The organism is Arthrobacter sp. UYEF21 (assembly GCF_040546085.1).
GTDB lineage: Bacteria > Actinomycetota > Actinomycetes > Actinomycetales > Micrococcaceae > Arthrobacter.
Map to the genome: position 1 here is coordinate 16,876 of NZ_JBEPNF010000012.1, position 26,352 is coordinate 43,227.

The 26,352-nt window shown below is 65.4% G+C and carries 21 protein-coding genes and 2 pseudogenes; 13 read left to right on the forward strand and 10 right to left on the reverse strand.

The annotated features are described in order from the left end of the window. Positions 1–117 precede the first annotated feature (117 nt). Complete coding sequence (locus ABIB27_RS12975) at positions 118–498, reverse strand: VOC family protein (RefSeq protein WP_354216240.1); 381 nt, start codon at positions 496–498, stop codon at positions 118–120. Positions 499–910: 412 nt separating this feature from the next. Between ABIB27_RS12975 and ABIB27_RS12980 the strand changes: the two are divergent. The 3 genes and pseudogenes from ABIB27_RS12980 to ABIB27_RS12990 form a co-directional block, all read left to right on the forward strand. Further along, positions 911–1,247: pseudogene (locus tag ABIB27_RS12980) on the forward strand (dioxygenase family protein); the annotation flags it as partial. Further along, positions 1,244–1,561 carry a hypothetical protein gene (locus ABIB27_RS12985; RefSeq protein WP_354216132.1) on the forward strand — a complete coding sequence of 106 codons (318 nt, stop codon included), beginning with the start codon at positions 1,244–1,246 and terminating at the stop codon, positions 1,559–1,561. The pseudogene ABIB27_RS12980 and the gene ABIB27_RS12985, both read left to right, overlap by 4 nt. A gap of 81 nt (positions 1,562–1,642) precedes the next feature. Beyond that, entirely contained in the window at positions 1,643–2,140 is a 498-nt protein-coding gene (locus tag ABIB27_RS12990; protein ID WP_354253993.1) for a DinB family protein, read from the forward strand. Between the two features lie 151 nt (positions 2,141–2,291). Here ABIB27_RS12990 and ABIB27_RS12995 read toward each other — a convergent pair whose 3' ends face one another. Together ABIB27_RS12995 and ABIB27_RS13000 are read right to left on the reverse strand one after the other, a co-directional pair. After that, positions 2,292–3,671, reverse strand: a complete 1,380-nt coding sequence (locus ABIB27_RS12995) for an MFS transporter (RefSeq protein ID WP_354253994.1) — start codon at positions 3,669–3,671, stop codon at positions 2,292–2,294. Positions 3,672–3,731: 60 nt separating this feature from the next. Then, positions 3,732–3,908 carry an N-acetyltransferase gene (locus ABIB27_RS13000; protein ID WP_354253996.1) on the reverse strand — a complete coding sequence of 59 codons (177 nt, stop codon included), beginning with the start codon at positions 3,906–3,908 and terminating at the stop codon, positions 3,732–3,734. A gap of 343 nt (positions 3,909–4,251) precedes the next feature. Here ABIB27_RS13000 and ABIB27_RS13005 point away from each other — a divergent pair, with 343 nt between their 5' ends. Both ABIB27_RS13005 and ABIB27_RS13010 read left to right on the forward strand, forming a co-directional pair. Beyond that, positions 4,252–5,226, forward strand: a complete 975-nt coding sequence (locus tag ABIB27_RS13005) for an aldo/keto reductase (protein WP_354253998.1) — start codon at positions 4,252–4,254, stop codon at positions 5,224–5,226. Positions 5,227–5,281: 55 nt separating this feature from the next. Further along, positions 5,282–5,626 (forward strand): DUF6457 domain-containing protein, encoded by a 345-nt coding sequence (locus ABIB27_RS13010; protein ID WP_354216137.1) that lies wholly within the window; start codon positions 5,282–5,284, stop codon positions 5,624–5,626. An 18-nt stretch (positions 5,627–5,644) separates the two neighbouring features. Here ABIB27_RS13010 and ABIB27_RS13015 read toward each other — a convergent pair whose 3' ends face one another. Then, a complete protein-coding gene (locus tag ABIB27_RS13015; RefSeq protein WP_354216138.1) occupies positions 5,645–7,972 on the reverse strand; it encodes an FdhF/YdeP family oxidoreductase in 2,328 nt (775 codons plus the stop codon). 232 nt (positions 7,973–8,204) lie between these two features. Between ABIB27_RS13015 and ABIB27_RS13020 the strand changes: the two are divergent. The 4 genes and pseudogenes from ABIB27_RS13020 (at position 8,205) to ABIB27_RS13035 (ending at position 16,075) form a co-directional block, all read left to right on the forward strand. Further along, a pseudogene (locus tag ABIB27_RS13020) lies at positions 8,205–9,748 on the forward strand (RecQ family ATP-dependent DNA helicase). Positions 9,749–9,785: 37 nt separating this feature from the next. Continuing rightward, entirely contained in the window at positions 9,786–10,985 is a 1,200-nt protein-coding gene (locus tag ABIB27_RS13025; RefSeq protein WP_354216139.1) for a TerC family protein, read from the forward strand. A 161-nt stretch (positions 10,986–11,146) separates the two neighbouring features. Further along, positions 11,147–14,830, forward strand: a complete 3,684-nt coding sequence (locus ABIB27_RS13030; RefSeq protein WP_354216241.1) for a TM0106 family RecB-like putative nuclease — start codon at positions 11,147–11,149, stop codon at positions 14,828–14,830. Between the two features lie 9 nt (positions 14,831–14,839). Beyond that, complete coding sequence (locus ABIB27_RS13035) at positions 14,840–16,075, forward strand: MFS transporter (protein ID WP_354216140.1); 1,236 nt, start codon at positions 14,840–14,842, stop codon at positions 16,073–16,075. Here the strand turns inward: ABIB27_RS13035 and ABIB27_RS13040 are convergent. From ABIB27_RS13040 to ABIB27_RS13055, 4 genes are all read right to left on the reverse strand, one after another. Beyond that, on the reverse strand, positions 16,062–16,358 hold the full coding sequence (locus tag ABIB27_RS13040) for an acylphosphatase (RefSeq protein ID WP_354216141.1): 297 nt from the start codon (positions 16,356–16,358) through the stop codon (positions 16,062–16,064). The two genes, ABIB27_RS13035 and ABIB27_RS13040, sit on opposite strands and share 14 nt — an antisense overlap. Before the next feature lie 5 nt (positions 16,359–16,363). Continuing rightward, positions 16,364–16,909 carry a YceI family protein gene (locus ABIB27_RS13045; protein ID WP_354216142.1) on the reverse strand — a complete coding sequence of 182 codons (546 nt, stop codon included), beginning with the start codon at positions 16,907–16,909 and terminating at the stop codon, positions 16,364–16,366. Between the two features lie 144 nt (positions 16,910–17,053). After that, the gene (locus ABIB27_RS13050; RefSeq protein ID WP_354254000.1) at positions 17,054–17,980 is read right to left on the reverse strand and encodes a pullulanase X25 domain-containing protein; all 927 of its coding nucleotides are present in this window, start codon (positions 17,978–17,980) and stop codon (positions 17,054–17,056) included. A 239-nt stretch (positions 17,981–18,219) separates the two neighbouring features. Further along, positions 18,220–19,236, reverse strand: a complete 1,017-nt coding sequence (locus ABIB27_RS13055; protein ID WP_354216242.1) for an adenosine deaminase — start codon at positions 19,234–19,236, stop codon at positions 18,220–18,222. A gap of 81 nt (positions 19,237–19,317) precedes the next feature. Between ABIB27_RS13055 and ABIB27_RS13060 the strand changes: the two genes are divergently transcribed. Continuing rightward, the gene (locus ABIB27_RS13060) at positions 19,318–21,936 is read left to right on the forward strand and encodes an excinuclease ABC subunit UvrA (protein ID WP_354216146.1); all 2,619 of its coding nucleotides are present in this window, start codon (positions 19,318–19,320) and stop codon (positions 21,934–21,936) included. A 207-nt stretch (positions 21,937–22,143) separates the two neighbouring features. Here ABIB27_RS13060 and ABIB27_RS13065 read toward each other — a convergent pair whose 3' ends face one another. After that, positions 22,144–22,371, reverse strand: coding sequence for a hypothetical protein (locus ABIB27_RS13065; RefSeq protein WP_354216250.1), 228 nt, complete (start codon positions 22,369–22,371; stop codon positions 22,144–22,146). Between the two features lie 310 nt (positions 22,372–22,681). Further along, positions 22,682–23,272, reverse strand: a complete 591-nt coding sequence (locus ABIB27_RS13075; RefSeq protein ID WP_354216147.1) for a hypothetical protein — start codon at positions 23,270–23,272, stop codon at positions 22,682–22,684. Positions 23,273–23,438: 166 nt separating this feature from the next. Between ABIB27_RS13075 and ABIB27_RS13080 the strand changes: the two genes are divergently transcribed. From ABIB27_RS13080 to ABIB27_RS13090, 3 genes are all read left to right on the forward strand, one after another. After that, a complete protein-coding gene (locus ABIB27_RS13080) occupies positions 23,439–24,350 on the forward strand; it encodes an MSMEG_6728 family protein (protein ID WP_354216148.1) in 912 nt (303 codons plus the stop codon). A gap of 133 nt (positions 24,351–24,483) precedes the next feature. Continuing rightward, a complete protein-coding gene (locus ABIB27_RS13085; RefSeq protein ID WP_354216149.1) occupies positions 24,484–25,392 on the forward strand; it encodes a nuclease-related domain-containing protein in 909 nt (302 codons plus the stop codon). A 50-nt stretch (positions 25,393–25,442) separates the two neighbouring features. Then, positions 25,443–26,303 (forward strand): SDR family oxidoreductase, encoded by an 861-nt coding sequence (locus tag ABIB27_RS13090; RefSeq protein WP_354216150.1) that lies wholly within the window; start codon positions 25,443–25,445, stop codon positions 26,301–26,303. Positions 26,304–26,352 lie beyond the last annotated feature (49 nt).

Below are 26,352 nucleotides of genomic sequence, written 5' to 3' on the forward strand. Positions count from 1 at the left end.
GAGCGAAACCGAGGCAGAGGCCGTCAAACCCTAGAAACTACGCGGAAGCGCCCAGGTCCGGGTAGGGGCCTGGGCACCTCCGCTCCTGTTTTGGTGCTGCGTGAACCGGGCAAACCGCTAGGCGCGCTGGGAGAGGTTGAGGATGTTCCCTTCGCTGTCCAGGAACCAGGCGGACTTGCCCCAATCATTGGTGGAAACGCCGTTCTCCGTCTTCAACCCGGGCATGTCGTAGTCTTCGAAGGTCACGCCGCGGCCCCGCAGATCCTCCATCTCGGCTTCGAGGTTGTCCGTTTCCCAGCCCATCTGGGTGTTCTTAGCCGAGCCGGCATTATCTGTCTGGTAGAGCAGGAAGCTGGTTCCGTTGCCGCACCGGTACATCAGGCTACCTTCTTCCATGGCATCGGATGATTCGAGTCCCAGCTTGTCGCGGTAGAAATCCTTCGCCCTGTTGATGTCCTTCGCGGGCAGGACAGCCATGATCGTTGAATCCTTGAGCATGATGATTTCCTTTGTGCCTTGTTTCTTTTTGAAGGCGGTGCTCTCCCCCGGGTTCAGTCCCGGAACGTCCATGTCCGGGGCCGCGTGGCCGTCCGTTGCGCCAAGTGCCGGGGCGGCCACCTGGGACTCTGCAACGCCCCGCCAGCCATCTTCGGCGCGAGGGTCCCCGAAGCTTATGTGGCCATTATGGAGCTGAACAGGGGAGTACGGATATAGGGGATTTCAACGGCAGTGCCCCCGGTGCAGGACACGGTGGAGGCCAGCGGCCGCAGCGGACGATTCGACGACCCTGTGGGGCGTGGCTGGACCGTCAGCAGCGACGCACCGGCAACCGAATGTGACGTCGTGGACATAGCCGGGACGTTCACAAAGTGGCTCGATGTTCCAAGCGCTCCACTGGGCACATGTGGAATTCTGGGGACTCACGCCTGCCCCGTACCCCATCCCGCACGACGGGCCCGTCGGAAAAATGCTCGAGGCCGCCGGCCGCTCCTCCGTCCGCGCCTCCCACCTGCACTTCATGGCCACTGCACCCGGCCTCCGGACCATCGTGACGCACCCCGACCCCCGACGGCCGCGACCTCGGCCACACCGCTCGGGCCCGTACCCGCTTCGACATCGTCCTTGCCCCCGCCGAGATCGGAACAGGCACACTAATCCGAGGTTGCCCGTCACTTTTGGTCCCCAAACCCGTGGCGAAACCTGATAGGGCAAATGTGGGGTGGCATGGCGGGATAATGGAGTCATGACCAATCCGGATGCGGACCCCTGGGAGGAGTTCGACAGTCTCACGCCCGCAGCCCCCGACCGGGTGCAGGGCTACCCTGGCGGCGAACCCGTTGGCTTTGGCTTCCGCACGGGCGTGCGCAGCGCGAAAGTGGCTCTTGGGTTCGCTTTGTACGCGCTGGGCCTCGGAACCACACTGGTTGTCACCGGCGCGGTGGTCTTCATCGCCCAGGGCCAATGGCTGTTACTGGGCCTGATGCTCCTGATTGAAGCCGCCTTTGTTTACGCCTTCGTCCGGCTGGCACGGCTGGCACGGAATCGGCGTTCTGCGGGTTAGGCGCGTGGCCTGCCGGTCACCACGGGTTGGCGCCCGACGTCGGCCGTTGCCTTGGGGCACGAGCCTTGCCATACTTCGTGGATGTCTGTTCCCCTCGCCGCGTTCGCCGAGAACGCCATCCGTCAGCCTCACCGCGCCCAGTTCGAGGCGTTCCTCGATGACCATCGAAACATGCTCAATGGCTGCCTGAACGGGCTGACTGAGGAGCAGGCGCGCCGGTCCCTGGTGGCATCGCGGACCACGCTGCTCGGCCTGGTGAAACACGCGATCCTGGTTGAGAAGGTCTGGTTCGACGAAGCCATCACCTGCCGGTCCCGTGCCGAGATCGGCATAGCGGCCACGCCCGACGAGTCGTTCATCCTCACAGACGCGGACACGATCGCCAGTGTCCAGCGGGCCCACCAGGAAGCCTGCGAGGCAGCGCGCCGGGCAACGTCGTCGTTGGCCCTCGACGACGAGCTTCTTGGGAACCGCCGCGGCCCGCTGACCCTGCACTGGGTTTACCTGCATGTGCTGCGCGAGCTCGCCCAGCACTGCGGGCATGCGGACATTCTGCGCGAGCAGATCCTCGACAACTAGACCGGAAAATCGGTCTCCCCGAGGCGCAGGGCTATTTCGCCGTCGCGGCAGCAGACAGGGCGGCCAGGCCGCGCTCGAAGTCGGTTCCGCTGCCGGCCGTGGGTTGCCGCTCCACGAGTAGCGCGCGCCTACGCCGTCATCGTTGCGCACGCTATCTGGGCTGTTCGCGCCACAGCAGCGTCACCGCGAAGGCCACGGCGCTGAGCGCCAGCATCGTGACGGTCATCAGCCCCCAGCTCGCCTGGTCCACGCCGCCGGCGGCGAACACGCCGATCAGGACGGTGGCCGTGATGGCGCCCAGATAACGGCACGTCTGGAAGATTCCGGCAGCAACGCCGCGTTCCTGCGGCCGGGTGGAGACGAACATGCCCTGGTTCGAGGCGATGCTCACCGCCCCGAACGGAACACCCATGAGGGCAGTCAGAACCAGGACCAGCGGTATGGCCAGTGAGTGGGTGAGGAGCCACATGAGGGCGGCCACCGCAGCAAGAAGTACGACGCCGGCAATCAGCACCCGCCGGACGCCGAATCTTCCCATCGCCCGGACTGCCCCCGGGGTAGCCAGGACGGATGTGGCGGCCAGCGGCAGCATCAGCAGCCCTACCAGGCCGGGCTCGTAGCCGCCCGACTCCTGCAGCAGTTGGGGCAGGCCGAAGAACGCAAAATAGTAGACGCTGTTGAACACCGCGAAGCCCACGTACACCAGCATCAGTGGCCGGTTCCTGCCGAGGAGCCTCAGGTCCAGGAACGGCGGGCTGAAATGAAGTTCACGCCAGGCAAACATAGCCGCCGTTACGGTTCCGGCGCCCAGCAGCAGCCACCGGTACCCCGGCGCCACGTCGAGCAGCGCCATCATCACGAGCAGCAGGCAGCTGACGAAGCCCAGGATTCCCGGGATATCCGAATCCCGCACCAGCGCAGCGAAGCTTCCACGTTCCCTCGCCTCGTCCGCGGGGGCCGCCCGCTGTACGATCAGCAGCGCCGCCAACGCCAACGGAACGTTGATGAGGAACAGCGCCTGCCAGCCGACGAAGCCCACCAGCAGGCCACCAATGACCGGCCCGACGGCGGCCGCGGACGTGTTGGCCATCTGGATGTGCCCCAAGGGACGGGACGATCCGAGGGCGGCCGGTTGGGCGTTGCCGGGTTGATGGACCAGGACGCCGACCATCACCACCGCACTGGGGTAAGCCGCGGCGGTGCCCAACGCCATCACGGCCCGGGCCACACACAGCAAAGCGAAGTTCGGCGAAAAGGGAGCCAGGGCACAGGTTACGGCCACGAGTGCCATGCCGAGCATAAACATCCGGCGCGGTCCGAACCTGTCCGCTAGCTTGCCCATCAGCGGCTGGCCGGCAGCAGAGCTGAGGTAGAAAGAAGTAATCACCCACGTGACCGTTGCGACGTCGAGCCCGAAATCCGCGCGCAGCACCACCAGTGCCACGGCGATCATGGACGAATTCAACGGGTTCAGCGCCGTGCCCAGGCTAAGGCCTGCGACAGCCAGCCGCATCCGGGGTTGGTTGCTCACGGAAACAGTCTGCTCTATCGGCCGCTGGAAGCGCGATTTGATGACCGGCCCCGGCCGGTCTCAGCCGGGAAGGAGGTCAGGCCCGGACTGCCAGCGCTTCGTCCAGGATCCGCAGATGCGCGGGCGTGTTGGCCACGGCATTCCCTCATATTCCGGGTTCCTGGTGATGTAGCTCTTGATGAACGGGCAGACCGGTACGATCCGCAGGCCCGCAGCAAGCGTCTCATCCAGCGCCACTTTGGCCAGCCTGCCTGCCAACCCTGCCCCGCGTATTCCACGTTGATCACCGTGTGATAGAAGATCCGCTCCACCGAGCCATGGCCGTGGTACGCCTTGTACCAGGCCTTCCCTATCACTTTTCCGGCATCCAGAACCTCGAACCGGTGGCGGTCCGGATTGTGGCTGAAAGTGATGGTCGCTCAAGGGGATTCACCTTCGTTGCAGGCTTTCCCAACCCTGGCGCTCCTGCGCAAACCTGTTGTGACACCCGACACAACGTGCCTATAGTGGCCTACGGTGCACCATGCGGCTTGCGGAACCGGCAGGCCTTCGAGCCAGTTCCGCTGCAAAGGAGATCCGCATGGAAGACCGGACGCTTGGACCATTAACCGTTTCCGCCCTGGGCCTGGGCTGCATGGGCATGAGCGAGTTCTACGGGACGGGCGACGAGCAGGAATCGATCGCCACCATCCACGCATTCCTCGACGCCGGCGGAAGTCTTCTGGACACCGCGGACATGTACGGGCCCTTCACGAATGAAAAGCTGGTGGGCGGTGCGATCTCAGGGCGGCGCGCCGACGTCGTACTGGCCACGAAGTTCGGCAACGAACGCCGTGAGGACGGCTCCTGGGTGGGCATCAACGGCCATCCGGATTACGTCCGCGCCGCCTGCGATGCCAGCCTCCAGCGCCTGGGCTTGGACCACATCGACCTCTACTACCAGCACCGCGTGGATAAAACCATCCCCATCGAGGACACCGTGGGGGCCATGGCCGGGCTGGTCGAGGCAGGGAAGGTCCGCCACCTCGGCCTGTCCGAGGCGTCGGCGGAGACCATCCGACGTGCCCACGCCGTGCATCCGATTACCGCGCTGCAGACCGAGTACTCGCTGTGGGAACGCGAACCCGAGACCAAAGTCTTTCCGGTGCTCGAGGAACTGGGGATCGGTTTTGTGCCCTACAGCCCGCTGGGCCGCGGCTTCCTGACCGGCCAGATCCGCTCTGCTGATGACTTCGCAGCCGACGACTTCCGCCGGCACTCGCCCCGGTTCCAAGGCGAAAACCTCGCCCGCAACCTGAAGCTCGTGGACCGGGTGAAGGAACTGGCCGGCCAGAAGCAATGCACCCCCGCCCAGCTCGCCCTCGGCTGGCTACTGGCCCAGGGCCCGCACATCGTCCCGATTCCCGGCACCAAAAAGCGCGAACGGCTCGCCGAGAACCTGGGTGCGGTGGGCGTCGAACTCACCGCGGAGGACCTCCGGCAGCTGGATGAACTGGCGCCTGCCGGGGCTACCGCAGGGGCCCGCTACCCCAACATGTCCACCATTGATACCTGAGAACCGCCTGCTTCCACAAGCCCGTTCCGCGAACCCGCCCCACAAAGGAGACATCATGGCCCCGAACGACGACGAAGCCCAGATTTTGGACCAGTGGACCCATAAGCTGACCCAGGCCCTGCAGATCCTGGACCTAAAGCTGGACCAGGAGCTGATCCTTGAGCTGGCCCGGAAATCCGCAGATTCTGTGACGCACGCAGCTGCCCCGATCACCGCCTTCTTGGTGGGCTACGCCGCCGCGCTCGAGGCCGGCACGGGAAGCGCGGGTTCCAAGGCAGCCTCGACGGCCTCCATCACCAAAGCCGCCGACGTCGCGTTCAGGCTCTGTGCGGACGCCCGCCAGCAGGCGAGCCCCCACCCGGAGCCGGGCGCGGAAGGCTGGACGCACAGCGCCCAATAGCCAGCCGGCGGCCAGCAGTCAGCCGGCGGCCACCTCCGCCGGCGCGTGTGCCTTGGCCGGCTCGAGCCGGACGATCACTGCCTTGGACACGGGTGTCTGGCTGCCTTCAGCCACGCTGTCCAACGGAACAAGAACGTTAGCCTCGGGATAATACGCGGCCGCACAGCCCGCCGCGGTGGGGTAAGAAACCACCCGGTAGTTGTGCAGCACACGTTCCACGTTGTCCTGGTACACACCGTGAATGTCCACGTGCTGCCCGTCGCTGAGGCCAAGGCCGGCCAGGTCCTCGGGGCTTACAAACACCACTTCGCGGCCCTTCTTGATACCGCGGTAGCGGTCGTCATTGCCGTAGATGGTGGTGTTGAACTGGTCGTGGGAACGCATGCTTTGCAGGATCAGCGTGCCCGCCGGCCGGTCGACGTGTTCAAGCTGGTTGACCGTGAGCATCGCTTTACCCATGGGGGTGTCGAACGTGCGCGAGTCCCGGGGGCCGTTCGGCAGCACGAAGCCGCCCTCCTGCCGAATTTTCCCGTTGTAGTCCTCACAGCCGGGGACCACCCGGGAGATGTGGTCGCGGATGAGGTCGTAGTTTTTCTCAAACCCGGCCCAGTCAGCATTGACCCGGTCACCCACCACCTTCTGGGCAAGCCTGCTGAGGATGGCCACCTCGGATAGCAGCCCGGGTGCCACCGGGGGGACGGCGCCGTGTGAGCCGTGGACTGCGCACACGGTGTCCTCCACCGAAACAAACTGCGGCCCGGACTCCTGCAGGTCAATCTCGGTGCGGCCCATGGTGGGCAGAATCAGTGCTTCAGCACCTGTCACGGTGTGCGAGCGGTTGAGCTTGGTGGAAATCTGGACTGACATTTCCGTGTTTTCCATCGCCGAGATGGCGGCCTGGGTATCCGAAATGGCTCCCACGAAGTTGCCGCCCATCCCGACGAAAACCTTGATCCCGCCGTCGCGCATTTGCCTGATGGTTTCCACGGAGTCCACACCGTGTTCCCGGGGCGGATCGAAGCTGAACTCCTTGCCCAGTGCGTCCAGGAACGACGGCGGCATCTGCTCCCAGATGCCCATGGTCCGGTCACCCTGGACGTTGCTGTGCCCGCGGATGGGTGAGGCTCCGGCGCCCGGCTTGCCAATGTTGCCGCGGAGCAGCAGGAGGTTGATGATCTCCTTGATGGTGGCCACGCCCTTCTTGTGCTGGGTGATGCCCATGGCCCAGGTGATGATCACCTTCTCGGCCTTCAGGTAGCGGTCCGCCAGTTCATCGATTTCCTCAGTCCGCAGCCCGGTAGCCTCAAGGACGGCTGCCTCGTCCAGTTCGGCGAGGTGGGCCTTCAACTCCTCCAGCCCGTGGCAGTGCTCCGCCAGGAAGGCATGGTCCAGCACCGTGCCGGGATTTTTGGCTTCGGCGTCGAGCACGCGCTTGCAGACGGCTTGGAGGAGTGCCATGTCGCCGCCAAGCCGGATCTGCAGGAACTGGTCCGCAATCTGGGTTCCGTGGCCGATGATGCCCTTGACCTTCTGCGGATTCTTGTAGCGGCGCAGGCCGGCCTCCGGCAGCGGGTTAACGGCCACAATCTGCCCCCCGGCCTCCTTGGTCTCTTCCAGGGCAGTCAGCATCCGCGGGTGGTTCGTGCCCGGGTTCTGACCCATAATGATGATCAGGTCCGCCTTGGCATAGTCATCGGCGGAGACTGTGGCCTTGCCGATACCGATGGTCTGGCCCATAGCCCAGCCCGACGATTCGTGGCACATGTTGGAGCAGTCCGGCAGGTTATTGGTGCCGTACGCCCGGACGAACAGTTGGTACAGGAAAGCGGCCTCGTTGGAGGTCCGGCCGCTGGTGTAGAAGGTGGCCTGGTCCGGGCTGGGCAGAGATATCAGTTTGTCCCCGAGGATGGTGAACGCACGGTCCCAGCTGACCGGCCGGTAGTGGTCCTCACCCGCTGCCTTGTAAACCGGTGTGGTGAGGCGCCCCTGCATCCCCAGCCAGTACTCGGAGCGTTCCCGGAGTTCGCTGACAGGGTGTTCGGCCCAGAATTCGGGGCCGACCAGCACGGGCGTGGCCTCCCAGGTGACCGCCTTGGCACCGTTTTCGCAGAATTCAAAGGTCTTGCGATGGCCGGGATCCGGCCAGGCGCAGCTCATGCAGTCAAAGCCGTCCTTCTGGTTCAGCGCCAGCAGCGTCTTCGCGGCCCGGCCCACCCCCATGTGTGTCAGGGCGGGCTCCATCGAGTGGAAGACGCCGGGGACGCCGGCGGCCCACGTCTTCGGGTGGCCACTGACTTCGATGTCAGCCTCGTTGACCTCTTCGACCTTCGGATTTTTGCGCGCCACGCTGCACTCTCCTTCTTCAGACTCAAACCGCAAACACGAAAATATTCAGAATGGTACGGGTCTCTTCCACACTTGTTCAGGGCGTCCCGGAAGTCAAGGAAAAGCGGCCCGTCAGCGAGCACGGAGGGGTGTGCTCTCTCGGACCGCGGACGACGGCGGATGCCACCTCGCGTAGGCTGGTCACCACGGCTGAAGCAAGCGGCCGCAGGACCCACCATCCGGAGCCGCCTTCATGCCCGAGCACCCTGCGCTGAGCGCACTTGCCTCCTCTTTGTTCTCCCTCCCGCAACTCCGCGACGGCCAACTCGCCGGCATGGCCGCCCTGGTCGACAGCCGTGACGTCCTGGCCGTGATGCCCACCGGCCACGGTAAGTCCGCCATCTACCAGGTAGCCGCCACGCATCTCTACCGCGAGGCGGGACACCCCGCCGTCGTGGTTTCACCCTTGATCGCCCTCCAGGAGGACCAAATCGGCGGGCTCATCGAGGCACTCGGTGCGGACGCCGCCGTCGCCATCAATTCCTCCCACACCGACGCGGAACTGGACGAAGCCTGGCGGAAGGTGGAGTCAGGCCGGGCCACGTTCGTTTTCCTGGCGCCCGAGCAGCTGGCCAAAAAGGAAACTGTGGAGCGGATCGCCGCTATACGCCCGGCACTGTTTGTGGTGGATGAGGCACACTGTGTGTCGTCCTGGGGACACGATTTCCGCCCCGATTACCTAAACTTGGGCACAGTCAGGAAGCACCTGGGCAACCCGCCCGTGGCCGCGCTGACGGCCACGGCCTCCCCTCCGGTCAGAGAGGAGATTGCGGAACGGCTGGGGATGAAGGATCCGCTGATCCTGGTTCGCGGCTTCGACCGGCCCAACATCATGCTGGACGTGGTCAGGCACCACGTGGAGAAGGATAAACGCCGTGCGGTAGTGGAACAGATCGCCGCATTGGTCCACGGAAACGGTTCTAATGCCGGCACGCGGCAGCAGGGCCTGCTTTACGCGGCCACGCGCAAGGACACCGAGAAATACGCCGCCAAGCTGGCCGGAGAGGGACTTCGCGCCGAGGCCTACCACGCAGGCCGCTCCACACCGGACCGCGAGCGGATCCTCGAACTGTTCATGGCGGACCAACTGGACGTGGTGGTGGCCACCACGGCCTTCGGGATGGGGATCGACAAGCCCAACGTCCGGACCCCGAGGCCCTGCTGGCCGTGCTTAAGGCCCTCCGCTCGGCGGACGAGCCCGTCTTCGCGTCGTCACTTGCCGAGCTCACCGGCTTCAAGTCTCGTCGCATGATGGGTCTCCTGAACCAGCTGCAGGAGGCCGGTGCCGTGGCCTCCGGCAAGCGGGGCGTCCGGCTCACCTCCAAACCCAGGCCGGCCGCACTGGTGCAACGCGCCGTCGAACTGGCAGAAGCGCGGCAGCGCGTGGACGAATCCCGGCTCCACATGATGCGCGGCTTCGCCGAAACGGACGGCTGCCGGCGCCAGTTCCTGCTTGGTTACTTCGGCGAGGACCTCCCGGAGCCGTGCGGCAACTGCGATTCCTGCATCGAGCGCACGCAGCATGGCGCTGCCCAGCCGCAGGCCCGGAATCACGACGGCGGCGCTGCCGGCGACGTTCCGTTCCCGCTCCAGTCGCCGGTGACCCACAAGAAGTGGGGTGCCGGGTTGGTGATGCATTACGAGGATGACGTGATCACCGTCCTGTTTGAGCGGGAAGGCTACAAAACGCTCTCGCGGGAGGCTGTCATGAAGCGAAAACTGTTGAAGCCCGCTTAGGTAGGCTGGAGGAAGACTCCGACGAAAGTGCGCCGACGTGCAAGTTTCTTCCCTTGCCTGGATCCTGACCATCGCGGGAATTGCTGGCCTTCTGGCCTTCGATTTCTTTTTCCATGTGCGGAAGGCGCACACGCCCTCGCTGAAGGAATCGGCCATCTGGTCCTCCATCTACGTAGGCATCGCCCTACTCTTCGGCCTCGGTGTGCTGATATTTGGCGGCACCACCATGGGCACCGAATACTTCGCGGGCTATGTCACGGAGAAGGCCCTGTCCGTGGACAACCTCTTCGTGTTCCTTATCATCATGGCCAGCTTCAAGGTGCCCCGGGCTGACCAGCAAAAGGTGCTCCTGTTCGGCATCGTCTTCTCGCTGATCGCCCGCACCGCCTTCATCTTCCTCGGCGCAGCCCTGATCAACAGCTTCGCGTGGGTGTTCTACATCTTCGGGCTCATCCTGCTGATCACGGCCGGAAACCTGCTCAAACCCGATGGCCACGACGACGACGACGCCGAAGGCTTGGTGGTCCGGCTCGCCAAGAAATTCCTCCCGGCGTCGGAACACTATGACGGCGACAAAATGTTCACCATGGAAAACGGCAAGCGCGTCCTCACGCCGATGCTCCTGGTGATGGTGGCCATCGGCGGCACCGATATCCTCTTTGCCCTCGACTCCATCCCGGCCATCTTCGGCCTGACCCAGAACGTGTTCATCGTCTTCACCGCCACGGCGTTCTCGCTCATGGGCCTGCGCCAACTGTTCTTCCTGATCGACGGCCTACTGGACCGCCTGATCTTCCTGTCCTACGGGCTCGCGGCCATCCTGGGTTTCATCGGCGTGAAACTCATCCTGCACGCCCTGCACGAAAACACCCTGCCGTTCATCAACGACGGCGAACACGTCAATGTGGTGGAAGTCAGTACGGGTGTTTCCCTGACCGTGATCCTGGGCGTCCTGGTAGTCACCATCCTGGCGTCCCTCTTCAGCCCCAAAGGCAAAGCCAAGAACGCGGTGTCCGGCGCCAAGCGGCACGCCACCGAGTACCTGGACCTCACCTACGAAACAGACATGGCGGAGCGGGACAAAATCTTCGCCAAGATGGTCCGCGAGGAGAACCAGATCCGGAGCCTGCCGGAGAAGTACAAGCGGCTGGTCCGCAACGAAACCGAGTTCATGGATCTGCTCCGCAACGCCCACGCCGAGCACGACAAAGCCCAGGTGCGGGCCGCGGAAAGCTAAAGCAACGCGGGGTTCACTTCAGGCGCTCCCGGAGGCCCCGGATGGGCCTAGGGTGACCCCCGATGGGCCTAGGGTGACCCCGCGTTGTCAGTCCCTGTTGATAGATTCAACGCATGGCCAGGGGAACCTCCTCCGGCCAGGGAAATCAATGGGGAGGCCCCGTGTTTCTGCTCGATCCTGCCATTGCCAGTCCAGCAGGCGGGCCCAAGGACCTGGTGTTTTCCGCCAGCGATCTTGTGGCCGCCAGCGAGTGCGAATACCGCACGCTCCGTGTCCTGGACGAGAAACTGGGCCGCTCCCCCAAAGCCCAATTTCCCGACGACGAGATGCAGCGCCGCGCGGGCACGCTCGGCGACAAGCATGAGGAAAAGGTCCTGGCCGGCCTGATCACCAAATACGGCATCTGGGATGCGGGCCGGGGCACCGGGGTGTACTCGATCGAGCGCGGCAACACCGTCCGTGCGGATCTTGAGTCCAAACAGGCCGAAACGGAGCTTGCGCTCCGCGCCGGGGCCGACGTCGTCTTCCAGGCCACCTTCTTCGACGGCGAGTTCCTGGGCTACGCAGACTTCATCGTCAAGGAGGGCGCCGGCACCGGCGCCGGCTTAGGCGCCCCGGGCCGCTACGAAGTATGGGACACCAAACTGGCCCGACACGCCAAAGCAGGCGCCCTTCTTCAGCTCGCTGCCTACGGCGACCAGCTCATCGGCATGGGACTGGACCCCTCACCACGGGTCACCCTCGTTCTGGGCGCCGTGGAGGACGGCGATTACGTGCGCAGCCACCACTCCCTGCCCGACCTGCTGCCGGTCTTCCGCGAGCGCCGTGACCGCTTTCGTGCCCTGACCGCCGGCTACCGGGAACGCGGCTCGGCGGTCCAGTGGCAGGAGGCCGGGGTCACCTACTGCGGCCGGTGCAACTACTGTGCCGAGCAGGTTCAGGCCCACCGCGACCTCCTCATGGTGGGTGGCATGACCACCCCCCGGCGGAAAAAGCTCATCGCCGACGGCGTCACCACCATCGACGCGCTGGCCGATCTCCCCGCGGGCAGGGCCTCGGGCTCTGTGGTCAGGCTGCGCGACCAGGCCCGGATGCAGCTGGGCCGGGACGTGCCGGACGGTTCCCGCACGTTCACCACGGACGGCCAAGACCACACTGTCACGTTCAAGGTGCTGCCGGAGAATGCCTTGGGCAGCATTCCGGCGCCCAGCCCGGGCGACATCTTCTTCGACTTCGAAGGGGACCCGCTCTGGCAGGACCCGGCCACCAGCCAGTGGGGCCTGGAGTATCTGTTCGGCGTGATCGAGGCGCCGGTCGACTCAGCTGCCGGGGCAGTGGACCACGCCGGCAAACCCGTATTCCGACCCTTCTGGGCACACTCCCGCTCCGGGGAACGGCAGGCTTTCCTGGACTTCCTGGCCTACGTGGAAGAACGCCGCGCACGGTACCCGGACCTGCACGTCTACCACTACGCCGCCTACGAGAAATCGGCGCTCCGGAACCTGTCCGCGCGGCACCTGGCGGGCGAGGACATCGTGGACAACTGGCTCCGCGAAGGAGTGCTCGTGGATCTCTACGCCACGGCCCGGCATTCGCTGCGGATCTCCGAGCCGTCGTACTCCATCAAGAAACTCGAGCCGCTGTACATGGGCGACAACCTGCGCTCCGGCGACGTGAAGGACGCCGGCGCCTCGGTGGTGGCCTACGCGGCCTATTGCGCAGCCCGGGACGACGGCCACTCCGCCGAAGCCGCCAGGATCCTCGCCTCGATCTCCGACTACAACGAGTACGACTGCCTCTCGACCGTCCGCCTCCGCGACTGGCTGCTGGGACTGCGGGGCTCCAGGTCCGCTCCCACCGAAGGCGCGGCCTCGGGTCCCGGGTCCGGCGGAACGCACGACGACGGCGGGCGGCCGGCGATGCGGCCCGCGATTCCCGAAGCCGAACCCACGCCGGAGGGGCTTCGGCTCCAGGAGTACCTGGCGAGCCTCCCGGATACGCGGCCGTGGACCAACGACGAGCGGGCCATTGCGATGGTGGCAGCGGCAACGGGATACCACCGGCGTGAACGGAAGCAGTTCTGGTGGGAACACTTCGACCGCACCGAGTCCGAGATCGACCTCTGGTCCGAGCGCCGCAACGTGTTTGTGGTGGACACCGCCGAAGTGGTCTCGGACTGGGCGCTGGCCAGGCCCACCGTCCGGATGCGCACCCGCACGCTCCGGCTGACCGGAACCATGAGCGAGGGATCGGACTTCAAACCCGGCAGCACGTGGTGCCGGGTTTATGACTCGCCGGTCCCGGACGGCCTCGAGGATTCCGGCAACCCCACGGGCCGCGGCTTCACGTTTGGCACGCTGGTGACGGCGGTGGAGGACCACGCACGGCTCCCGGGGCAGAGCATCATCACCATCGAGGAGAAGGAAACCGGCAAGGTCCCCGCCTACCCGCACATTCCGGTGGCCCTCACCGAGGACCAGCCTGTCCGCACCGCGAGCATCGAAGCCGCCCTGACCGAGCTGGCCCAAAGCGTGGGTGCCGCTGTCCCGGAACTTCCGGAACATCCCGGCGTTGACATCCTCCGCAAACTGCCGCCGCGCTTCCGCACCCTGGCGGCACCCGCCGCCGTCGGGACGGACGGCACGGGGGCTGCCGATTATGTCACGGCCATCACCGCCTCACTGCTGGACCTCGACCGTTCCTACCTTGCCGTGCAGGGCCCACCCGGGACGGGCAAAACATACGTCGGCTCCCATGTCATTGCGCGGCTGGTGGCTCAGGGCTGGAAGATCGGCGTGGTGGGGCAATCCCATGCGGTGGTGGAAAACATGCTGTGCACCGCCATCGAATCGGCGAGGGTAGATCCTTCCCGGGTGGCCAAAAAGATCGTCGGAGACCACGTGGTGCCGTGGCACCAAAAGAAGGACGACGACGTCGCCACCCTCCTCGCTGCTCCCGGCGGGGCGCTGGTGGGCGGCACCGCCTGGACCATGACCGGCAAGTCCGTGCCCGCAGGATCTCTGGACCTGCTGGTCATTGACGAGGCCGGGCAGTTCTCGCTGGCCAACACCCTGGCCGTGGCCCGTGCCGCCAAGCGCGTCCTGCTCCTGGGCGACCCGCAGCAGTTGCCGCAGGTCACCCAGGGCTCGCATCCGGAACCTGTGGACGAATCGGCCCTCGGCTGGCTCGCCGCCGGCCATGCCACGCTGCCCGAAAACCTCGGCTACTTCCTGGCCGACAGCTGGCGCATGCATCCCGAGTTGTGCCGTGCCGTGTCCGTCCTCAGCTACGACGGCAAGCTCGAACCGGCGCCGGCCGCGTCCTTGCGCAGCCTGGCCGAGGTGCCCGCCGGCGTCGAAACAGTGTTCGTGACGCACAGCGGGAACACCACGTCCTCCCCTGAAGAAGCAGCCGAAGTGGTCAGGCAGGCGCAGCGCCACATGGGGTTGAAGTGGATCCCCGGCGGCGACATGCCCGTCCGGCCCCTGACCTCGGAGGACATCCTGGTGGTGGCCGCCTATAATGCCCAGGTCCAATTGATCCGGCACGCCCTGCAACTGGCTGGCCTGTCTGGGGTCCGGGTGGGAACCGTGGACAAGTTCCAGGGCCAGGAAGCGCCGGTTGTTGTGGTGTCCATGGCCTGCTCGGCGGTGGCCGAAGCTCCCCGCGGCGCGGAGTTCCTGTTAAACCGCAACCGGATCAACGTGGCCGTTTCCCGCGGTCAATGGCGTGCCGTCATAGTCCGCTCGCCGGAGCTCACCCACTACATGCCGTCCAAACCGGCGGCGCTGGAGGAGCTTGGCGCCTTCATCGGCCTCAGCCGCGCCAGGAAGCAAGCAAGGTAAGTTCAGGGGGTGACATCCCAAAGCAACAAGCTGCCCGTGGGCGCGCTGATCGTCCTCGCTGCCATCGGCTTCACCGCCATCACCACCGAACTCCTGCCCTCCGGCCTGCTGCCCCAGATCAGCGCGGACTTCAAAGTGTCGGAAGCCACGGCCGGCTACCTGACGGCAGGCTACGCGGCCATCATCGTTGTTACTGTCATCCCCTTATCCATGGCGTTGGCCCGGATCCCACGGCACTTCCTGCTCGTCGCACTGATCCTGACTTTCGCGGCGAGCAACGCGCTGGTGGCTGTGGTCGCCGACTTCGGTGCCGCCATGGGAGCACGCGTGGTGGGCGGCATAGCCCACGGCCTGCTGTGGTCCGCGATGGCCCCCTTTGTGGCCCGAATTGTCCCCGCCCATAAGGTAGGAAAGGCCCTGGCGATCGTCTTCAGCGGCAACAGCCTCGGCCTGGCCATTGGCGCCCCTGTGGGCACCGCGCTTGGCAACCTCCTCGGCTGGCGCTCGGCCTTCCTGGTGCTGGCCGCCTCCGGCGTGCTGCTGGCCCTCCTTGCCGTCTGGCAGCTTCCCCCTGTGCGCCGCATCCCCGACGCTCCACACCCGTCGCTCCGGAAAGCGATCGCCCAGCCGGGCGTCAAGGTCGTGGCTGTTGGCTGGCCACTGATGCTGATGGCGCATTTCGCCCTGTTCACCTACATTGCCCCGTTCCTGCGCGAGATCCGGCTCCCCGACTTCAGCATCCCGCTCTCAATCAGCGTCCTGGGCGTCGCCGGCCTGGTGGGCATCTGGATCGCCGGCATCACCGTGGATTCAAAGCCGCGGCGCTGGCACCTCATCACTGTCGCCGGCGTGGTGGTTTCCCTGCTGCTGCTTCCCCTGGTGGGTACCGCCCTGCCCGGGCTCGCACTCGGAAGCATGGCCGGCGCCGACCTTGCACTGCCGGCCGCCATGATCCTGATGTTCGTGTGGGGCACCGGCATCGGCGCCATGGGAATCTACAACCAGTCCGCCATCCTTCGGGCGGGCGGTGAGTACCGTGACGCCGCGAACGGCCTGACCGTCCTGACCATCCAGGTGGGCATCACCATCGGAGCGATGTTCGGCGCCGCCGCCCTCACGGTGGCCGGGCCTGTCATGATCCCCGTCGCCGCCGCAATTCCTGCCGCCGTCGCGCTGGTGCTGATCCTCGCAGGGCGCCGCCACGGCTACCCGCCGGGCGCCAAGGAGCGTGTCAGCGGGCCCTGAAGTCGTGGAACAACCCCTCGGCCACGGAGATGGCTTCTTCAACGCGTTCTACCCGGCCGGGCGTCTTGTCCGACCGCAGCCAGGCCAGGAGCTGATGCACCTGTTCGTCCGGTCCTTCGGCAACCACGGACACTGAGCCGTCGTCGAGGTTCTTGACTACGCCTTTGAGCGCCAGCTCGTCCGCCTTGCCCATCGTCCAGAAACGGAATCCGACCCCCTGCACCACGCCGAAGACGCGGGCAGAGAGCCGGATATGGCCCGGTTGGGGGCTGCCAGTGGTCATGGCACTCAGGCCTGCTTGACCAGCGCAGCTTCGACGTTGATCTTGACCTTGTCGCTGACCAGCAGTCCGCCGGCTTCCAGCGCCGCATTCCAGGTGAGGCCGAATTCCTTGCGGCTGATTTCGGTCTCTGCGGAGAAGCCGGCGCGGGTGGCCCCGAACGGGTCCACGGCAACACCGGTGAATTCAACCTCCAGCTCCACCGGCTTGGTGACGCCGCGGATAGTGAGATCGCCTGTGAGCGTGTAATCCTCGCCGTCGCCCTCCACTGACGTGGCCCGGAACGTCATCTCCGGGAACTCCTCCACGTCGAAGAAGTCCGGGCCCCTGACGTGCCCGTCACGGTTGGCGTCGCCCGACTCGAAGCTGGCAGTCTTGACGGTCGCGTGCAGCGACGCATCTGCGAGAGACTCGCCCACCCGGGCCTCGGCCAATGCGTCCGTGAAGCGGCCACGAACCTTGCTGATGCCTGCGTGCCGGACCGTAAATCCGATCTCGCTATGGGACATGTCGAGGTTCCAGACACCTGATGTAAGGCCTGAGGGAAGGGTCACTTTTGTATCTCCTTTGCAGTGGAAAACAATGTGGGAACCGGCCAGTGCAGCCGGTTCCCACATTGGTTCACTCAGGAGACTTTGTCCAGAGAATACGCACGACTACCGACGGCGCATTTAACCCCGGGTGAATTAACACGCAGGTCAGTTGATGGTGATGTCCCGCGTGCGGTGGTCGTAGCGGATGGTGACGGTGCCGCCCTCATGGTGCAGTTCATGGTTGGGGCCATCGAACGTGCCGTACGCCCCGTAGTTCTCAGACCACGAGCGGTTAAGCGCAATTTTGAAGGTGTAGAAGCCGGCAGGCAGTTCGGTGCTCTTAGTCCACACCTGGAAGCTGAAGTCGAAGTCCATCTGCGACTCGTCGTACTGCGGCGCCCAGTTCTCCGGTGCACCCAGGAAGGTGTTGAAGTCGCCGGCCACAGCCACCGCTTCGGGCTGCGGGAAGGTTTCCTCGTCCGGCCCCTCCAGCGGCTCCGCCACAACCGGCTCAGCCTTAGTCTTAGCCTTCGGGGTGGCCTTGCGCGAACGGACGGCCTTCACCACCGGCCCCACGGCCTCCTCGATCAGCTTGGCGGCCTTGCCCACTGCTTCGGCAGCCTTCTTGGCGGGCGCCTCCTTCTCGGGGGACCCAGCGGCCACCGTCTTGGTGCCCGGGGTCTTACTGGCGGCAGCTACCTTGGCAGGAGCCTTTTTCACTGCGGGAGCAGCAGGAAGCGGGGTTTCGGCCGGGACAGGAGTGCCGGCGTCGAGCGCTGCCGCGAAAGAATCCGCATCCGGAAAGGCGACCGTGGCACGCATGCCGTCATCGGTGATCGTCCAGCCGGAACGGCCCTTGACCAGCCAGCCAGCCTTGACCAGCTTGGCCGTGGCGGAGGTGAGGGTCTTGTGGCCGCGGGGAATGCCGCCGCTGAGCAGCGTCGCCTCGTGATCGCTGAACGGCACGCGGGCGGTGGCTTCCGCCAGGACCTCGCCGGCGTTGCGGGCCTCCTCCGTCCACGCGCCCTCTGTCAGGACATCCAATACGGTCTTGAGTCGAAGGTAGGTGTTTTCTGCGATGGACGTGGCCATGATTCCCCTTAGTGAAGCGATCTGTCTCTAGGCATCTTGCCAAGACGGTATTAAATCGCACGACTTGAAATGGTTAACTCTGCGTGTCGTGACCGACTATGACGTCGATTACAGCGGAACCGAGGCAAGAGTCTCGGCTAGTGGGCTGTTTTCTCAACCCGGAAACGCTTTTCGGGGAACCGCCGCTCACTTCCCACGACACGCACGCGTCCCAGTTTAGCGACCCCTTCGGGCCGGAGCTACACCCGGTTCAGCTCGTCCAGCAGCTCGGCTTTCCGCTCTTCAGAGGCGAACGATGAGTGAATGGAGTTGGCCGCGAGCCGGGACCGGTCAAACTCGGACAGCTCAAAAGCTGCCTGCAGCTGTGCGAAGTTGTCATCCACGTAGCCGCCGAAGTAGGCAGGATCGTCCGAATTGACGGAAACGTTGAGCCCGGCGGCAAGCATCGCAGGCAACGGGTGGTCAGCCAAGGTGTCCACGGCCCGGAGCCGGACGTTTGAAAGCGGACAAACCGTCAACGGAATCCGCTCGTCCACCAGGCGTTCCACCAGGTCGGGGTCATCCATGCAGCGGATGCCATGGTCAATCCGCTCCACGCCCAGGACGTCCAGCGCTTCGATGATGTACGACGCCGGTCCCTCCTCGCCCGCGTGCGCGGTGAGCCGCAGGCCCGCTTCGCGGGCTTTCGCGAACAGCCGCTCAAATTTGGCTGGCGGGTTACCCACTTCGGCCGAGTCCAGGCCGATGGCTGCGATGGGCGCGTTCATGACCAACAGGCCGTCCAGGACCTCCAGCGCCGATTCCTCGGAAAGGTCGCGGAGGAACGCGGCGATCAGCAGGGTGGAAATTCCGTAGTCCCCCACCGACGTCGCCAAGGCCGAGGCCACACCGTTAACGCAGGTTTCCAGGCTGACGCCGCGGGAGATGTGGGCCTGCGGGTCCATCATGATCTCGGCATGCCGGACGCCTGCAACGGCCGCGCGGGCCAGGTAGGCGCGGGTCATGTCGGCGAAGTCCTGCTCAGTCCGCAGCACCGCCATGTTGGCGTAGTACAGGTTCAGGAACGACTGCAGGTCGCTGAATTCGTACAGCGCCCGTAACTCTTCAAGGCCCGAATAGGGAAGTGCCATGCCGTTTCGCTCCGCCAGCTCAAAGATCAGCTCGGGCTGCAACGTGCCCTCAATGTGTAGGTGCAGTTCCGCGAGAGGCAGAAATTGCGGTGCTTCTTCGGTCTCGGGCAGCTCCGATTCCGGCATCTGGTCGACGGCAGCATCCGGGTAATTATCCATCGGCTCAGGATATCGCCCACCGGCCGCTTCACGGCTAGAGTCGAACCAATGCGGAACCCTCAGCAGGCTGACGAACCTATCCTCCATACTTCCGGCCACCTCTCCGACGGCTTCGTCCGGGTCCGGGGAGCCCGCGAGAATAACCTGAGGAACGTGGATGTGGATGTGCCCCGCGACTCCATCGTGGCTTTCACAGGTGTCTCCGGCTCAGGAAAGTCGTCCCTGGCATTCGGCACCATCTACGCCGAAGCCCAGCGCCGGTACTTCGAATCCGTGGCCCCCTACGCACGCCGCCTCATCCAGCAAGGCCATAATCCCAAGGTGGAGACGATCTCCGGACTGCCTCCCGCCGTCGCGCTTCAACAGCGCCGCGGCGCACCGAGCAGCCGTTCCACCGTAGGCACAGTGACTACGCTGTCCAATTCGCTCCGCATGCTGTTTTCAAGGGCGGGAACGTATCCGCACGGTGCGGCCCCACTGGATTCCGACGCTTTTTCTCCAAATACTGCGGCGGGCGCCTGCCCGGAATGCCACGGGCTCGGAGTGGCACACACGGTCAGCGAGACGTCCCTGGTGCCGGACCCCGGCCTGACCATCCGGGAGGGTGCCATCGCCGCGTGGCCGGGTGCCTGGCAGGGCAAGAACCTCCGCGACATCCTCAGCCACCTCGGCTACGACGTGGACGTCCCGTGGCGGAAGCTGCCCAAGAAGCAGCGCGACTGGATCCTGTTCACAGAGGAGCAGCCCGTCGTCGAAGTCACGCCCGAACGGGACCGGGTGGCCAAGCCGTACAAGGGCCGCTTCTGGAGCGCCAAAAGCTACGTCCTGCACACCCTGGCCGACTCCCAGAGCGCCGCCATGCGTGAGCGCGTCCTGGCGTTCATGGAATCCGGCCCGTGCGCCCGCTGCACAGGAACCGGGCTCCGGCCTGAGGCCCTCGCAGTGAGCTTCGCCGGCAAAAGCATCGCCGAACTCAACGCCGCGCCCATGGTGGAACTGGCCGAGATCATCCGTCCCACTGCCGGTCTCAAGGATGCCGGAACCGCGTCCCGGCGGCAGTCCTCCGGGGAGGACAACGAGGTTGCCGTCGCCATCAGCGCCGACCTCCTGCAGCGCATCACGGTGCTCCTGGACCTCGGCCTCGGATACCTCGCCCTGGGCCGATCCACCCCCACCCTCTCCCCCGGCGAAATGCAGCGGCTGAGGATCGCCACCCAACTCCGGTCCGGACTGTTCGGAGTTATCTACGTGCTTGACGAGCCGTCCGCTGGCCTTCACCCGGCCGACGCCGAGCCGCTCCTGGCTGTCCTTGACCAGCTCAAGGCCTCCGGCAACTCCGTCTTCGTGGTGGAGCACAACATGGACGTGGTCCGCCGGGCCGACTGGCTGGTGGACGTGGGCCCCCGCGCCGGCGAAGGCGGCGGCGAGGTTCTCTACAGCGGGCCCGTCGCCGGGCTTGCCGCCATTGAGGAGTCGGTCACCCGCCCGTTCCTGTTCGACGGCGGCGCGTCTGCGGGCTGCGCGTCCGCGGGCGACGCGTTCGACGGGACGCCCGGTGGGGCGTCCGGTGGGGCGTCCAACGGCGGGTTGCCGGCCCCGCGCGGGCGCGGCCGTGAACCCGATGGCTGGCTGGAACTGACTGGAATCAGCCTGCACAACCTTAAGGACCTTGATGCCCGGTTCCCCTTGGGCGTCCTGACGGCAGTCACGGGCGTTTCCGGCTCCGGCAAGTCAACCCTAGTGAGCCATGTCCTCGGCGACGTGGCGGGCTCCAGCCTGAGGAACCATCCCGCGCCGGAACCGGCCCAAACGGACCGGGCAGACTCCTCACCAGCGCTGACGGTGGGGCCGGTCAACGGCATGGACCGGATCGACAGGCTGGTCACTGTGGATCAGAAGCCCATCGGCCGGACACCACGCTCTAACCTGGCCACCTACACCGGCCTCTTTGACGCTGTACGCAAGGAGTTCGCCGGCACCGACCAGGCCCGGGAACGTGGATTCGGCGCGGGGAGATTCTCCTTCAACGTGGCCGGTGGCCGCTGCGAGACCTGCCAGGGCGAGGGCTTCGTCGCCGTTGAACTGCTCTTCCTTCCCGGCAGCTACGGTCCCTGTCCTGAGTGCGACGGTTCACGCTACAACCCAGAGACCCTTGAGGTGACTTACCGCGGCAAAAACGTGGCCGATGTACTGCGCCTGACCGTTGACGCCGCCGCCGGGTTCCTGGCTGACATTCCCGCCGCTGCCCGCAGCCTGAAGAGCCTCCGCGATGTGGGCCTGGGCTACCTCCGCCTCGGCCAGCCTGCCACCGAACTGTCCGGCGGCGAGGCCCAGCGCATCAAGCTCGCCACCGAACTCCAACGCGCCCGCCGAGGCCACACGCTCTATCTTCTGGACGAACCAACCACCGGGCTGCATCCCGCCGACGTCCAACTGCTGATGGCACAGCTCCACGGCCTGGTGGACAGCGGCAACACCGTGGTGGTGGTCGAACACGAGATGGACGTTGTGGCGGGCGCGGACTGGGTCATCGACCTTGGCCCCTCGGGTGGGGATGCGGGCGGACGGATTGTTGCTGCCGGAACCGCCGCCGCCGTCGCAGGTTCTTCCCACGGCCGCACCGCGCCTTACTTGGCGGCGGTACTCCGCCAGCGAGCCACCAGCTGATCTCCAGAATTCATCTCAGTTTGATAACGGCCCCGTGATGTCCTAGCGTGAAATGCAAGCCCGCCAAGCGGGCGAATGAATGCCCGGTGCTGCCTCCACCAGAACTGCCCGGCCGGCAGACACCGAAAATGACCTCGATTCGTCAGGGGCGGGCAGCGGCGCGATAACCTCCTGGGACGGACCGAGCGCAGGCGGCCTTCAGGAGCATCACATGAAAAACACCACAATCCGTCGTGCGCTGCCCAGCTGGGTTTGAGCGGCGGGGGTGGTGCGACGGCGGTTGCCCCGCAGAGCGTCCCGGTCCAGAATGTCCCAGCACAGAGCGTCCCAGTCCAGAACGTGCCGGTCCACCAGCCGCCGGCCACCCAGGGCGATATGCAGGGACCAGCCGATGATGTCGCAGCGCCGCCAGCTGCTGCGGAAATCCCCCAGCATGCTGCACCACCGGCGCTGAGCGGCGAAACCTACACCCTGGATCCGGGCGATACCCTCAGCATCGTGGCGGATAAGCTCGGCGTCGAAGGCGGCTGGGAGAAACCGGCCGACGCCAACCTGGACTCCATTGCCGATCCGGACCTTGTGTTCGCCGGGCAGGTCATCCAGCTCCCCGCCTAAGCCTGCCGTCGTCCCCGGGGCCTTCCGTTTCCCTTCCCCGGGACAACAGACGAAAGAAAAAACGACGCCGGAGCTCCCCACCCAAGGGAGTTCCGGCGTCGTACGTTCTGAGGTTGTTCTCAGCTGCTTCTTAAGCGGCCGCCGGAATTTCCCGGACGATGCGCACCTTCCAGGCAGCGGCGTCGCTGGTGTCCAGCAGCGCCACCGTACCGTGGGCGACGTTCAGCGCCACGCGCTTGGCCGCGAGCAGTTCCAGGTAGAGGTGTTCGTTCATGCGGCTGGGTGTGTCGATCATGTATTTCACGGCGTCGCGGACCTTGCGGTAATTGCTGCTGCGTTCGCGGTGCAGGTGAAGCTGCAGCATCTGGCGATGGCGCACCTTGGGTTCGTGCTTGTTGAGCCAGGAAACCGCCAGGTGGACAGAGACTACCAGTGCCAGCGAAACCGCATAGATCCACCAGCCGCTACTCAGCAGGAACAGGGGCAGGTTGCCGATGGCAACCAGCGCAATCACCACACGGAGCGCAACGATCCGGCGAAGGGTCAGCGCGACGGATGCCATGGCGGCAAGAAAGCCGTGCTGCTCCTTCCGCGCTTCGGCCGGGTCAAGGGTAAATTCGTCAAGGACCAGGATGCCCTTGGCCTCCGGGCTGAGCAGCTGCCCGAACTTGGGTGTGAAAGGCTGCGCGCTGCCGGGGGTCGTAACAGAAGAATTGGTCATGAGGGGGCTCCAGGCTAGCGGGGTGTTTCGGTGATCATAGTGGGTAGCGGCACCCTTTGTATGTATCGGTCCACTATGTGAACACCGCGCGCGTTCGCAGGAGCCTGCCCATGTGGCGGCGGGCACAGCAATTGGCACATCCGCCGCGTGCCGTCAGACTGAAGGGATGCAAACCTTCCTTCCGTATCCCGATTTCCGGCAGAGCGCCGCAGCACTGGACACTGCCAGGCTTGGCAAGCAGCGTGTCGAGGCGCTGCAGACCCTCCGGGCTCTGGTGATTCCCGAGTACGGCTGGCAGACCCACCCTGCCGTCCGCATGTGGATGGGCCACGTGCCGGCGCTGACCCTGTATGGCCTGGCGATGGTGGACGAGTGGACCTCCCGCGGCCACGCAGACAACACCCGCGCCAACATCACCGAGTTCGCGCCCCAGGCAGCGCACCCGGACTACGCTGCCAGGATTCCCATGCCGGAGTGGCTGGGGAACCCTGACTTCCACCTGAGCCACCGCGCGAAGCTGGTCCACAAAGAACCGAAATTCTACAAGGCGGTGTTCCCGGACGCCGACCTGGACCTGGACTATATCTGGCCAGAGCCCAAGCATGAGTTCCATCCGGCAGAACCGGAGGACGACTTCCTGTGGATCCTCCGCGACCCGCACCCCGGGATCGATCCGCAGACACTGGACACTGTGGCGCTGCCGCCGGTCCGCCGTGCCAATCCTGCTGCTGACGCGCCCGACGCCGATGGCTACTCCCCCGTGTACATCGACGACGGGTCACGCCGCCCCTCCAAGCAGCCGCGCAAACTGCCTCCCAAGCTTGTGAAGAAGCCCACGCGAAAGCGCCAGGCCCAGGAGGAAGCGTTCGCCACGCTGCCCGGCAAGACCACCGTTGCCGTTTCGTTCGAGGATGGCCGCAAGTTCGCCGTGGGGCAGGTCCTCGGCCGGCCCATCACGCTCGACGATGGCCGCTTTGGCCGCAACTTCAGTGTCACCGAGGTGATCGACCGGTCCGCGTTCGATTACCCGGCGCTCCTGCAGGATCCCCGCGTGTTCTTCCCGGTGCCGGCTCCCTGATAAGCCACATTTGGCGGCGATCCCCTGAAGCCGCTGGAAACTCGACGGCTGGGAACTGCACGGCGACGCAAAATTATCGCTTACAGTAATCCTCAAGTGCGGGCAGCCCGCACCATCAGCATGGGGGCTAATTATGGGGGCAGGCGACCGAGCCGCGGAACAGGCGCGGATGGCGGCTGAACGGGCGGCCAAACTCCGCCGGCAGCTCGATTACGCAGAAAAGGCTGAACGGGCGTGGGCGGCGGGTGCCGCTGGCGAAGCCCGTGTTGCCGGAATGCTGGAGTCGCTTCAGTCCGAGGGCTGGATGGCCCTCCACGACGTGCATTGGCCCGGACGGCCCAAAGCCAACCTTGACCACGTCCTGATAGGCCCGGGTGGCGTCATCGTGATCGATGCCAAGAACTGGTCAGGCGACGTTCATCTCCGTAACGGCGTCCTGCGGCAGAACGGTTACTCGCGCGAGCGGGAGGTGGCGGGAGTGCTGGAGCAAGGCGCAGCGGTAGCGGCCCTTCTGGAACCGCAGCACCGCCGCCACGTACGCGCGTGGCTATGCATGGTTGGTCAACCTGGCCTCCAAGGGTCCACTTCCAGCGGTGCGAGGCTCCAAGGCATAGACACCGTCCGCGAAGCCATCAGTGCTGTCCCCGCTGTGCTGGATGCGGACACAGTCGGAGCCATCCACCATCACCTGACAAATTTGCTCGCAGGAACCTCGAGTCCGCCGCTGCTAACCACCGGGAACGTACCGGCCGGGCCATCGGATTTTACTCATGCTCCAGGCCCAGCCACATCCTTGGCACGCTGGCGCACCGTCCGTGACCCTGCCCATGACCCGCACACGGTTCTGCGGTCAGCAGCCCGGCCAAGGGCAGCACGCAGGACACCGAAGAAGGGTCAAAGCTGTCTGGGGGCGCTCTTCCGGCTGGCACTCATCGTTTTGGCCCTTGTTGTGCTCACGAACGTGCTTTCGCAACTTTCGGCCCAGCCGCAGCCGGTTCCCCTTCCCACTCCCGCGGTGGTTTCCAAGCTTCCTGTGCCCTGACCTCTGCCGCGAATTCGGGTGGTGACGGCGGGGATGGCAGACTGTGTGCCATGACCATTCTCCTGGCCGGCTGCGGCGATCTCGGAACGGAAGCCGGCCTGCGGTTCGCCGCGGCGGGGCATCGAGTGGTCGGGTGGCGCCGCTCGCCGGATAAGCTGCCAGCGGAGATCGAAGGTGTCGCGGCCGACCTAAGTTCTCTGGATCTGCCGCCCATGCCCGGGGACATCACCGCCGTCGTCGTAGCCGTTGCTGCCGACTCACTTACAGAAGCGGCCTACCGGTCCGCCTACGTGGACGGACTCTCGCACGTTTTGGATGCGCTGGAGCGGGACGGCGTAACGCCCCAGCGCGTGCTTTTCGTTTCGTCCACTGCGGTCTACGGGGATGCCGGCGGCGGCTGGGTTGATGAAAGCACGACGGCGGCACCTGGGGGATTCTCTGGGCGAATACTGTGTGCGGCGGAGGAACTGCTGGACTCGCGGTTGCGCGACTCAGGCACCGCGCCGGTTGTGCTGCGGCTCGGCGGGATCTACGGGCCCGGACGCACGCGGCTCATTGACCAGGTCCGCAGCGGCAATGCCCTCGTCCCCGATCCGCCGCGCTTCACCAACCGTATCCACCGCGACGACGCTGCCGCAGCGATCGTCCACCTGGCCACGATGGAAGACATTCCTGCGCCCGTATATATAGGCGTAGACAACGAACCTGTCGAACTCGGTGAGGTGCTCGGGTTCCTCGCGTCCGAAATGGGATGTGCCAAACCTCCCGTTGGTCCGACAGGCGAAGCCCGCGGCGGGAACAAGCGGTGCAGTAATGCCTTGCTCCGCAGCACAGGCTTCGACTTCGCATACCCGTCTTTCCGCGAAGGTTACCGAGAGGTCCTGGCTGGAACCGGAGTGCGTCACGCCTAAACTGCTACACGCAAGCTAAACTGCCTGACGCATACTGCTGTAACCGAGG

What these genes read in the sequence shown, in the direction of transcription:
- ABIB27_RS12975 (WP_354216240.1), bottom strand. Translation starts at nt 498, where the DNA reads ATGCTCAAGGATTCAACGATCATGGCTGTCCTGCCCGCGAAGGACATC.
- ABIB27_RS12985 (WP_354216132.1), top strand. Translation starts at nt 1,244, where the DNA reads ATGACCAATCCGGATGCGGACCCCTGGGAGGAGTTCGACAGTCTCACG.
- ABIB27_RS12990 (WP_354253993.1), top strand. Translation starts at nt 1,643, where the DNA reads ATGTCTGTTCCCCTCGCCGCGTTCGCCGAGAACGCCATCCGTCAGCCT.
- ABIB27_RS13005 (WP_354253998.1), top strand. Translation starts at nt 4,252, where the DNA reads ATGGAAGACCGGACGCTTGGACCATTAACCGTTTCCGCCCTGGGCCTG.
- ABIB27_RS13010 (WP_354216137.1), top strand. Translation starts at nt 5,282, where the DNA reads ATGGCCCCGAACGACGACGAAGCCCAGATTTTGGACCAGTGGACCCAT.
- ABIB27_RS13040 (WP_354216141.1), bottom strand. Translation starts at nt 16,358, where the DNA reads ATGACCACTGGCAGCCCCCAACCGGGCCATATCCGGCTCTCTGCCCGC.
- ABIB27_RS13050 (WP_354254000.1), bottom strand. Translation starts at nt 17,980, where the DNA reads ATGGCCACGTCCATCGCAGAAAACACCTACCTTCGACTCAAGACCGTA.
- ABIB27_RS13055 (WP_354216242.1), bottom strand. Translation starts at nt 19,236, where the DNA reads ATGCCGGAATCGGAGCTGCCCGAGACCGAAGAAGCACCGCAATTTCTG.
- ABIB27_RS13060 (WP_354216146.1), top strand. Translation starts at nt 19,318, where the DNA reads ATGCGGAACCCTCAGCAGGCTGACGAACCTATCCTCCATACTTCCGGC.
- ABIB27_RS13065 (WP_354216250.1), bottom strand. Translation starts at nt 22,371, where the DNA reads ATGCTGGGGGATTTCCGCAGCAGCTGGCGGCGCTGCGACATCATCGGC.
- ABIB27_RS13075 (WP_354216147.1), bottom strand. Translation starts at nt 23,272, where the DNA reads ATGACCAATTCTTCTGTTACGACCCCCGGCAGCGCGCAGCCTTTCACA.
- ABIB27_RS13080 (WP_354216148.1), top strand. Translation starts at nt 23,439, where the DNA reads ATGCAAACCTTCCTTCCGTATCCCGATTTCCGGCAGAGCGCCGCAGCA.
- ABIB27_RS13085 (WP_354216149.1), top strand. Translation starts at nt 24,484, where the DNA reads ATGGGGGCAGGCGACCGAGCCGCGGAACAGGCGCGGATGGCGGCTGAA.
- ABIB27_RS13090 (WP_354216150.1), top strand. Translation starts at nt 25,443, where the DNA reads ATGACCATTCTCCTGGCCGGCTGCGGCGATCTCGGAACGGAAGCCGGC.